At 47.8% G+C, this 9,386-nt stretch carries 6 protein-coding genes and 2 pseudogenes; 2 read left to right on the forward strand and 6 right to left on the reverse strand.

Translation table 11 applies throughout. The features are described 5' to 3' along the window. Nucleotides 1–394 (forward strand): annotated as a pseudogene (locus AB5903_RS02395) (hypothetical protein); the annotation flags it as partial. A 409-nt stretch (nt 395–803) separates the two neighbouring features. Further along, nucleotides 804–3,419 (forward strand): DNA mismatch repair protein MutS, encoded by a 2,616-nt coding sequence (gene mutS / locus AB5903_RS02400; protein ID WP_117740762.1) that lies wholly within the window; start codon nt 804–806, stop codon nt 3,417–3,419. 187 nt (nt 3,420–3,606) lie between these two features. Here mutS and lgt read toward each other — a convergent pair whose 3' ends face one another. The 6 genes and pseudogenes from lgt to AB5903_RS02430 form a co-directional block, all read right to left on the reverse strand. Then, the gene (lgt, locus tag AB5903_RS02405) at nt 3,607–4,518 is read right to left on the reverse strand and encodes a prolipoprotein diacylglyceryl transferase (RefSeq protein ID WP_022105014.1); all 912 of its coding nucleotides are present in this window, start codon (nt 4,516–4,518) and stop codon (nt 3,607–3,609) included. A gap of 156 nt (nt 4,519–4,674) precedes the next feature. Then, on the reverse strand, nt 4,675–5,619 hold the full coding sequence (locus tag AB5903_RS02410) for a ketopantoate reductase family protein (protein WP_022105015.1): 945 nt from the start codon (nt 5,617–5,619) through the stop codon (nt 4,675–4,677). A gap of 25 nt (nt 5,620–5,644) precedes the next feature. Further along, nucleotides 5,645–6,522: pseudogene (locus AB5903_RS02415) on the reverse strand (virulence RhuM family protein). A 157-nt stretch (nt 6,523–6,679) separates the two neighbouring features. Continuing rightward, nucleotides 6,680–7,783 carry a redox-regulated ATPase YchF gene (gene ychF, locus AB5903_RS02420; RefSeq protein WP_005655814.1) on the reverse strand — a complete coding sequence of 368 codons (1,104 nt, stop codon included), beginning with the start codon at nt 7,781–7,783 and terminating at the stop codon, nt 6,680–6,682. A 55-nt stretch (nt 7,784–7,838) separates the two neighbouring features. Continuing rightward, entirely contained in the window at nt 7,839–8,465 is a 627-nt protein-coding gene (locus AB5903_RS02425) for an HD domain-containing protein (RefSeq protein WP_117906648.1), read from the reverse strand. Nucleotides 8,466–8,597: 132 nt separating this feature from the next. Next, entirely contained in the window at nt 8,598–8,981 is a 384-nt protein-coding gene (locus tag AB5903_RS02430) for a DUF3836 domain-containing protein (protein WP_016660983.1), read from the reverse strand. Nucleotides 8,982–9,386 lie beyond the last annotated feature (405 nt).

A 9,386-nucleotide genomic window follows, 5' to 3' on the forward strand; every position in this document is an offset into this window, starting at 1 on the left:
GACTACCGAGAACTTGCAGCGTATGGCCGAAATGGAGCAGAAGGAAGCCCGGCTGAAGGAGACTTTCTTCAGAAGGCTGAACCAGCGTATCGTTCAGGAGATAGAGAAGGGGAGCAATATCCTTCTTTCGGACGATGACTGGGAAGACATTGTGCAGAACGCGGACATTATTTTCGATAACTTCACCAGGCGGCTGCAACAACACTATCCTGCTTTGAATAAAGAGGATTTGCGCTACTGCTGTATGGTGAAGATGCAACTGTCCCAATTGGAAATGTCACAAATCATGCATCTGGAAAAAGATTCGGTAAAGAAGCGCCTGAAGCGTATTCGTATGGAGAAGATGAAAGCGGACAGCGGTGTGACGCTCGAGGAACTTTTGCGCCGGTTTTAGCGGTTGAAGCCGGACATGCGCGGGCGTTGCGGATGTATGAACCGGACGTACGGGCATAAAAAAAGGAGTACCGCTGTACTCCAACCTTTGTTAACCTTAAATCTAATACTATGAAAAACACAGTGCAAAGGTACGGACTTTCGGGAAATTTCCAAATAAAGCAAATAAAAAAGTGTGTTTTATAACATGTTTTAGCAAAAATGCCGGCTTTGTTAAGGCTTGCTAAGGATTGAAACCCTTTACATACGTATTTTCTAAAAAAGGATTATCTTTGTGACATTAATCAATGAACACAGAGATACGGTGGCACAGAGTTGCTTGTGCAGAGCGTCTGCTTCATGAAACCGGGAGTTCATACCGTTAAAACTCTGCGCCACCGTGCTTCTGTGTTCCGCAAAGATATACCTGTATGCACGAAGATATTGTCCTTACCCCGATGATGAAGCAGTTTCTTGAGTTGAAGGCAAAGCACCCCGATGCGGTCATGCTGTTTCGTTGCGGCGACTTCTATGAAACTTATTCCACCGATGCCGTCCTGGCTTCTGAAATATTAGGCATTACCTTGACTAAGCGCGCCAACGGCAAGGGAAAAACGATTGAAATGGCAGGCTTTCCCCACCATGCGCTCGATACGTATCTGCCCAAACTGATACGTGCGGGCAAGCGCGTAGCCATTTGCGACCAGTTGGAAGACCCGAAGCTCACCAAGAAACTGGTGAAACGCGGTATCACCGAATTGGTAACGCCGGGCGTATCCATTAACGACAATATACTGAATTACCGTGAAAACAACTTCCTCGCCGCCGTTCATTTCGGTAAAGGCGCCTGCGGGGTGGCGTTTCTGGATATCTCCACCGGTGAGTTCCTGACCGCCGAAGGCTCCTTTGACCATATAGACAAGCTGCTGAACAACTTCGCCCCGAAAGAGGTGCTGTTTGAACGTGGCCGCCGGGGAATGTTCGAAGGCAATTTCGGCAGCAAGTTCTTTACGTTCGAGCTGGACGACTGGGTGTTTACGGAAACCACCGCCCGCGAAAAACTGCTGAAACACTTTGAAGTGAAGAACCTGAAGGGGTTTGGCGTGGAGCATCTCAAAAACGGTATCATCGCTTCGGGGGCTATCTTGCAGTACCTCATTATGACGCAGCATACGCAGATAGGACATATCACCTCGCTGGCACGTATAGAGGAAGATAAGTACGTCCGTCTGGATAAGTTTACGGTGCGCAGCCTGGAGCTGATGGGCAGCATGAACGACGGCGGCAGCAGCTTGTTGGATGTGATAGATAAAACAATCAGCCCGATGGGAGCCCGCCTGCTGAAGCGTTGGATGGTATTCCCCCTGAAGGATGTGAAGCCCATTAACGGACGGCTGGACGTGGTGGAGTATTTCTTCCGGAAGCCTGAGTTCAAGGGAGTGATTGAAGAGCAGTTGCACTTGATAGGCGACCTGGAACGCATTATCTCCAAAGTAGCCGTAGGACGTGTTTCTCCCCGCGAGGTAGTCGCTCTGAAAGTGGCCCTGCAGGCTATCGAACCGATTAAGGAAGCCTGTATGGATGCCGATAATGCCAGTCTGAACCATATCGGCGGACAACTGGACATCTGCCGTTCCATCCGCGACCGCATCGAAAGGGAAATCAACAACGACCCGCCGTTGCTTGTCAATAAAGGCGGTGTGATAAAATCCGGCGTAAATGCCGAATTGGACGAGCTGCGCCGGATAGCCTATTCCGGCAAGGACTATCTTTTGCAGATACAGCAGCGGGAGAGTGAGCTTACGGGCATTCCCAGCCTGAAAATCGGCTATAACAATGTGTTCGGTTACTATATCGAAGTGCGCAACGTGCACAAGGATAAAGTGCCGCAGGAGTGGATTCGCAAGCAGACACTGGTCAATGCCGAGCGTTACATTACGCAGGAATTGAAAGAATATGAGGAAAAGATACTCGGCGCCGAGGACAAGATATTGGTGCTGGAAACACAGCTTTATGCAGAGCTGGTGCAGTCCTTGAGCGAGTTTATTCCTGCCATTCAGACCGATGCGAACCAGATAGCCCGGCTGGACTGCCTGCTGTCTTTTGCCACCGCAGCCCGCGAAAACAATTATATCCGTCCCGTAATTTCCGACGACGAGGTACTGGAGATACACCAGGGACGTCACCCGGTCATCGAGAAGCAGCTTCCGATAGGCGAGAAGTACGTAGCCAACGATGTGATGCTGGACAGCAGTACGCAGCAGATAATCATCATTACCGGTCCCAACATGGCGGGTAAGTCGGCATTGCTCCGTCAGACCGCCCTGATTACGCTTATGGCGCAAATCGGCTGTTTCGTTCCGGCGGAAAGCGCGCATATCGGTCTGGTGGACAAGATATTCACCCGTGTGGGAGCCAGCGACAACATCTCCGTGGGCGAGTCTACGTTTATGGTGGAGATGAACGAGGCGGCCGACATCCTGAATAACCTTTCTCCCCGCAGCCTGGTGCTTTTTGACGAGTTGGGGCGCGGCACTTCCACCTACGACGGCATCTCCATTGCCTGGGCCATTGTGGAGTATATCCACGAACATCCGCATGCCAAGGCGCGTACGCTCTTTGCCACGCACTACCATGAACTGAACGAAATGGAGAAATCCTTCAAGCGCATCAAGAACTATAATGTATCGGTGAAGGAAATCGACAATAAGGTCATTTTCCTGCGCAAACTGGAGCGCGGCGGCAGCGAGCATTCCTTCGGTATCCATGTAGCCAAAATGGCGGGTATGCCCAAAAGTATCGTGAAACGCGCCGGTGATATATTGAAACAGCTTGAAAAGGACAATCGCCAGCAAGGCATCGCGGCCAAGCCGATGGTTGAAGTGGGAGAGACGCGCGGCGGCATGCAGCTCAGTTTCTTCCAGCTCGACGACCCAGTGTTGTGCCAGATACGCGACGAGATACTGAACCTGGATGTGAACAACCTGACACCGCTCGAAGCGCTGAACAAGCTGAATGACATCAAGCGGATAGTCAAAGGAAAGTAACCTGCGACGTAAGTCGGGTTTCAAAGAATAAAACAAAAAATTTCTCCTGAGGGAACGGTTTGTTTCCCCGTGAGAAACTCTTTGTTTCACGTAGTGGAACAAGAAGTATCAAGGCATGGAACTTTCAGTTTCCTTAGGTGGAACTGTCGGTTTCATGCCTTGATATTTTTTTATTGTTGAGGAGTTCTTATTTTCCTGCCGTTTTCTTGCCGTGGAAACACATGAAGTACACTCCGATAAGTATGAACGGAATGCTGAGCCATTGCCCCATATTCAGCGTCATTGCGCTTTCAAAATCCACCTGATCCTCTTTCAGGAACTCGATGAAGAAGCGGAATACGAATATTTCAGTCAGGCAGAGGCCGAAGAAGAAACCGCGGTGGTAGGGTAGGGTAGCGCCGGTTTGCACTGCGGTGGACTTGGCTTTGGTGGTGCTGAAGTCCGTTTTGAGCTTGTTTTCCTGCTGCTTTTGTCCGCGCCTGTACAGGTAGACCATGCCCAGGAAGAAGATGAAGTAGGCGATTGCCTCGTAGAGCTGTGCCGGATGGCGGGGCAGCATATCCACCCGTTCAAAGACGAAAGCCCAGGGCACATCGGCCGGCTTGCCGATAATCTCGGAGTTCATCAGGTTGGCAAGACGGATGCAACAGGCGGTGACAGGTGTGGCTACGGCTATCATGTCCAGCACATCCATATAGTGCATCTTGGTTTTGCGGCAGTACATCCAGAGGGCGATAATCAGTCCCAGCGTACCGCCGTGACTGGCAAGCCCTTCGTAGCCGGTAAACTTCCAGCCGCCGTCCGGCAGGAACTTCACGGGAAGTATCATTTCCCAGAAGTGATTCAGGTAATAATCCGGCTGGTAGAACAGACAGTGCCCCAGTCTCGCTCCTACCAGGATGCCGAAGAAGCAGTAGAAGAACAGCGGTTCGAATGTCTTTTCGTCGATTTTCCGGTCGTGGTATTGGCGGTGTACTATTACGTAGGCAAGAGCGATGCCTACCACCCATAACAGGCCGTAATACCGGATTGGAAGGCTGCCGAAAAGGTTGAACAGTTCCGGGTTGGGATTCCAGTTGATAGAGAGGAGAGTCAGCATATTCATAAGCAATTTAAGTTAGTTTATATCTTTGTTTTCGTTCTTCGGAGCGTAGCGCAGAATCTGCTCTTTTTATGTATGTATTGCACGGAAGAGGTTCTGCGCTACGCTCCGGAAGACGGAAACTGTATAAGATGGTGAGGCAAAGGTATAAAATTATTTGAATTTCTCCGCTACCATTCTGTATGTAGGGATGTCGATATTCTGTTCTTCGGCTGCCGCAATCATGTCGAAAAGCAATCCCTGCACTTCGCTTTGGTGGCCGCGCGCCATGTCTTTTTGCATGGAAGCGGTGCTTTCGGGGGCAAGTTTGTCGATTACCTTGAGGTTGTACGCTACGATATCTTCCTCGAACCCGATGCCCAGTTTCCGTCCCAAGGCCGCGCTTTCTTGCGAAAGCCCGATGAAGGTGTCGCGTACTTTGCCGGGCTTCTGCACTTCGCCCATAGGCACGTCGTAGTAAGCTCCGGTAACGGCCATGGCCGAGATGAAAGACCATTTGACGAAGGTGTCGCGGTTGATGTCGGGAGATATGTCGGCCTTGATGCCGCTTTCCTGCAAATCCCGCTGTATGGCTGCCAATGTTTCACGGGAAACAATGGTGTCTTTGTGTGCCCCGTAAACCAACCGGAATATCTTGCCCATTTGCGTGATTTCGCCTTTGCCGGATACGAATCCTACGATGTAGATGCAGCCGTCCAGTACCGTGACGCCGGGAACCAGCCGCTGGATGCGCGGACCTGTGCCATAGACGTTCAGTATAGGGATTACTACCGTGTCCTTGTGTGCGGCGTGCCTGATTAATTCCGTAATGGAGTCTACGGAATAGCCTTTGACGCATACGAAAATAACGTCTGCCTTGTAAGCGTCCGCCGAAGAGGCGAGGGCAGCATATTCCTCTGCCGTATAAGCCGGAACGTCCAATGTATGCTCGCCTTTTAAATCGGAATGTAACTTCAATCCGTTTTCACGTAAGGCGGCAAGATGTCCGCCACGGGCAATACAGGTGACGTCCTTTCCGGCGAGAGCGAGAAATGCGGCTATTGAACCGCCTACGCCGCCGGTTCCTGCAATGAGATACTTCAGGTTGTTATTTTTCATTTGTAGCGTATCTTTAGAAGATTAATTATTTCTGTATTTCTGTCAGCATCCTCTCAATCAGTTCTTGCGGGGAGAAATGCAGTTTTGAAAAAGCAAACCATTTTTTTCCAAGATCTTTCAAGGAAGCCCCTATGTGGAAAACTTCGGAGTCTATGATGAGGAAACGGTCATGAGACTGCTTGTATTCATGGATGGCTATTGCCGGATATTCAGCATTGTGTCGTTGCAGGTCCAATTGCAACTGTTTGGTGAGTTTGGCTGTATATACAGTAGCTTCCACTTTTTCATTTCTCTTACTAAGCATCATAAGGGTATTTTCATCAATATAATTGTCAATGAGAACAATTGTTTTTTGGGCTGATTTTATCAGATTAGAGGCGAAAACATAGGCATCGAAGATTTGTCCTTCAAAAAGATACCTTCTACGGGTGGAAGGGCGGTACGGACAAAGAAATCTATTTTTTCTTCTATTTGCCCGATACGTTGTTCGTGTTTCGGTAAATCATTGTTTATTCTTTGCTCGATGTTGTTTAGCCGTTTATTAATCGAATATCCTCTCAGCAGGTATTCTTTTAATATTTTGTTTGCCCAACATCTGAAAGAGGTTGCATTTTTACTATTGACACGATATCCTACGGATAAAATCGCATCAAGATTATATATCTTGGTTTTATAGGTTTTGCCGTCCGCAGCAGTTAGTTCCAAAATGGAACATACTGAATTTTCTTCCAATTCATTGCTGTTGAAGATATTTTTCAGATGTTTGGTAATGGCTTGTCTGCCGGTACCGAATAATTCTGCAATTTGTGCTTGCGTGAGCCAAACTGTTTCGTTTTCTAATCGCACTTCGAGCTTGAAGGTTGTTTCTGGCTGATAAAGTACTATTTCTCCTTGCTGTTCCATAAATTTTAGGAGTAAAAAGGATGATTATTGAATTGTCTCGAAATGCCGAATTCAGCTTTATGATTGAGGATGTCGAAATTTTTGATTGCTACATCATTGGCCCTGCCCAAAACATATAGTTTGTCATTCATTTCGACATACCCTCTTCCTGTTATTTTTATACGTTGAAGCGGAAGTGCATGATGTCTCCGTCCTGCACCACGTATTCCTTGCCTTCCACGCCCAGTTTTCCGGCTTCGCGCACGGCGGCTTCACTGCCATACTTAATGTAGTCTTCGTACTTGATGACTTCTGCACGGATAAATCCTTTCTCGAAGTCGGTGTGGATAACACCGGCGCATTGCGGGGCTTTCCAGCCTTTGCGGTAGGTCCATGCCTTTACTTCCATTTCGCCGGCGGTGATGAAGGTTTCGAGGTTCAGCAGGCTGTAGATAGCTTTAATCAACCGGTTGCAACCGCTTTCTTTCAGGCCGAGGTCTTCGAGGAACATCTGCTTTTCTTCGTAAGTTTCCAGTTCGGCGATGTCAGCTTCGGTCTGTGCGGAGATGATGATGAGCTGGGCATCTTCGTCTTTGATGGCCTCGCGCACCTGCTCTACGTATTGGTTGCCGGTGGCGGCGCTGGTGTCGTCTACGTTGCAGACGTAGAGTACCGGTTTCGTGGTGAGCAGGAACATCTGTTTGGCGCATTGCTCCTCGTCATCGTTCTGAGGTATTACGGTGCGGGCACTCTGTCCCTGTTCCAATGCGTCTTTGTAGCGGAGCAGGAGTTCGTACTCTACTTTCGCCATTTTATCTCCGCCAACTTTGGCTATCTTCTCTACACGCTTGATGCGGTTTTCTACCGTATCGAGGTCCTTGAGCTGGAGTTCGGTATCGATGATTTCCTTGTCGCGCACCGGATCTACGCTTCCGTCCACGTGTACGATGTTGCCGTTGTCGAAGCAACGCAGCACATGGATAATGGCGTCGCACTCGCGGATGTTGCCCAGAAACTGGTTACCCAGTCCTTCACCTTTGCTGGCGCCTTTCACCAGTCCGGCAATATCGACAATGTCGCATACGGCGGGCACGATGCGTCCCGGATGAACGATTTCGGCGAGTTTGGTCAGTCGCTCGTCAGGCACGGATACCTGACCCATTTGGGCGTCGATAGTACAAAAAGGAAAGTTTGCCGCCTGTGCCTTTGCACTGGACAGACAGTTGAAAAGAGTGGATTTCCCTACGTTGGGCAGTCCCACTATACCTGCTTTTAATGCCATAAATATATCTTGTTTTTTAATTATTATTCAGTTAATTGGCTGCAAAGATAGTCTTTTATCTTTTCTCTTCTTCGAACATGCGGTGAAAAATGCTTTTCAGACGCACCTCATCCGCTATGATGCTTTGCAGTTCTTTCAGCCTTTCGGCGTTCTTTGAGTCGGGAAGCCAAAGTTTAAGGTAGCCGCCGGGTGCGTACTTTTCCATCAGATGTTTGTGAAAACGTTGGTAGTGCCATGCTTCGTCCGCCGCAGGATTTTGTTTCAGTCCGTATTGTACGGTACGGCGCAGGGTGATGTCTGTGTCGATGATACGGTCGGCTTCGGCCACGATTTTTCCGTAAATGCTGCGCGGCTCATGGTCGCTGGATGCCCGGTGGTCTTCCACGGCTTCCCGCATGATTGCCATCTCTTCTTTGTCGAACCATTGCAGAAGGTTGCTGTCAGCGGCTATGATTTCTCCCGAAACAAGGTGATGCGTGGCGCGGTCGCGGCAAAGCCCTGTGTCGTGATAGGCTGCTATGGTGTAGACAAGACGTTCGTCTGCCTGGGGATAAAGTTTGGCAAGAGCGAGGCTTTCGTCAATGACTGTTTGTACATGCGAACGGTTGTGTGCCTTGTCGAAGTGTTCGTATCGGGGGATAATCTCCGTTTCGACGTAGTGGATAAGTGCTTGGGGTATCATGCTTCTATGTTTTTATTGGAAAGCAAAAATACAAAAAGAGCCGGAATGTATTTGTTCCGGCTCCTCAGTTTATGAAAAGGTTTTGGGTTATTATTAGTTATTAGAGTATATTTATGAGAGAAAATGAATGGATTACATATCGGGATTATCCATTGTTATTGTCATTTCAGGGATAAGAATATAGGTATTCTTTTTATTGCTCCATTTATAATAAGTAGTAGTTATGGATTTACCTTCATAGGCATAGCGGATACACATGTCATGAGTCCATGCGTTTTTTACGGCATTCCATTTCAACGCTTCGCTTTCTGTTATACGCTTTTGGTCATCGTATTTATAATTGTACTTCATATAGTTGGCAAGCGTACTGCCGTCCATCTTGTAAACAGTTTCGGCAACTTTCATTCCATTTACTTCTTCCGAATTGTAAATAAGGTTACTTTTGTTGTCTGCTGACGCATTCATTCCACACACAAAAAGAAAAGAGAATAAAATCAAAGTTTTTAAAGTTTTCATGATTTATGTTTTTTAGAGTATTACTTACTATTTTCTATCATATCTTTCTTAAGAGCGGTGCAAAGGTACGCATATAATTGACATAAATAAAATATATGGCTAATATTTTATCAAATTGTCAAAAGTAACAAGAATAGTATGCTTTCTTTTTGGAGCGGTTAGTGAATAAAAAATATCCGGCAGCAAAGATGCCGGATATTCTGATGAGCAAACTGTATTTTAAAGCGATTGCTTCTGTTGCTTTCTGATTGTAAGTTAAATAAAGTTATCGAGCGGATTAGTGCGCTTCCAGCCAGTTCTTTCCCCACCCGAAATCGGCTTTCAAGGGTACCAGCATGCGATATGCCCGTTCCATCTCTTCGATTACAATTTTTTGTATAATCTCTTTTTCTGCCTCAGGAACGC

The organism is Bacteroides sp. 2201st1_D9_2201SCRN_220225 (assembly GCF_040928965.1).
GTDB lineage: Bacteria > Bacteroidota > Bacteroidia > Bacteroidales > Bacteroidaceae > Bacteroides > Bacteroides stercoris.

What these genes read in the sequence shown, in the direction of transcription:
- mutS (WP_117740762.1), top strand. Translation starts at nt 804, where the DNA reads ATGCACGAAGATATTGTCCTTACCCCGATGATGAAGCAGTTTCTTGAG.
- lgt (WP_022105014.1), bottom strand. Translation starts at nt 4,518, where the DNA reads ATGCTGACTCTCCTCTCTATCAACTGGAATCCCAACCCGGAACTGTTC.
- AB5903_RS02410 (WP_022105015.1), bottom strand. Translation starts at nt 5,619, where the DNA reads ATGAAAAATAACAACCTGAAGTATCTCATTGCAGGAACCGGCGGCGTA.
- ychF (WP_005655814.1), bottom strand. Translation starts at nt 7,783, where the DNA reads ATGGCATTAAAAGCAGGTATAGTGGGACTGCCCAACGTAGGGAAATCC.
- AB5903_RS02425 (WP_117906648.1), bottom strand. Translation starts at nt 8,465, where the DNA reads ATGATACCCCAAGCACTTATCCACTACGTCGAAACGGAGATTATCCCC.
- AB5903_RS02430 (WP_016660983.1), bottom strand. Translation starts at nt 8,981, where the DNA reads ATGAAAACTTTAAAAACTTTGATTTTATTCTCTTTTCTTTTTGTGTGT.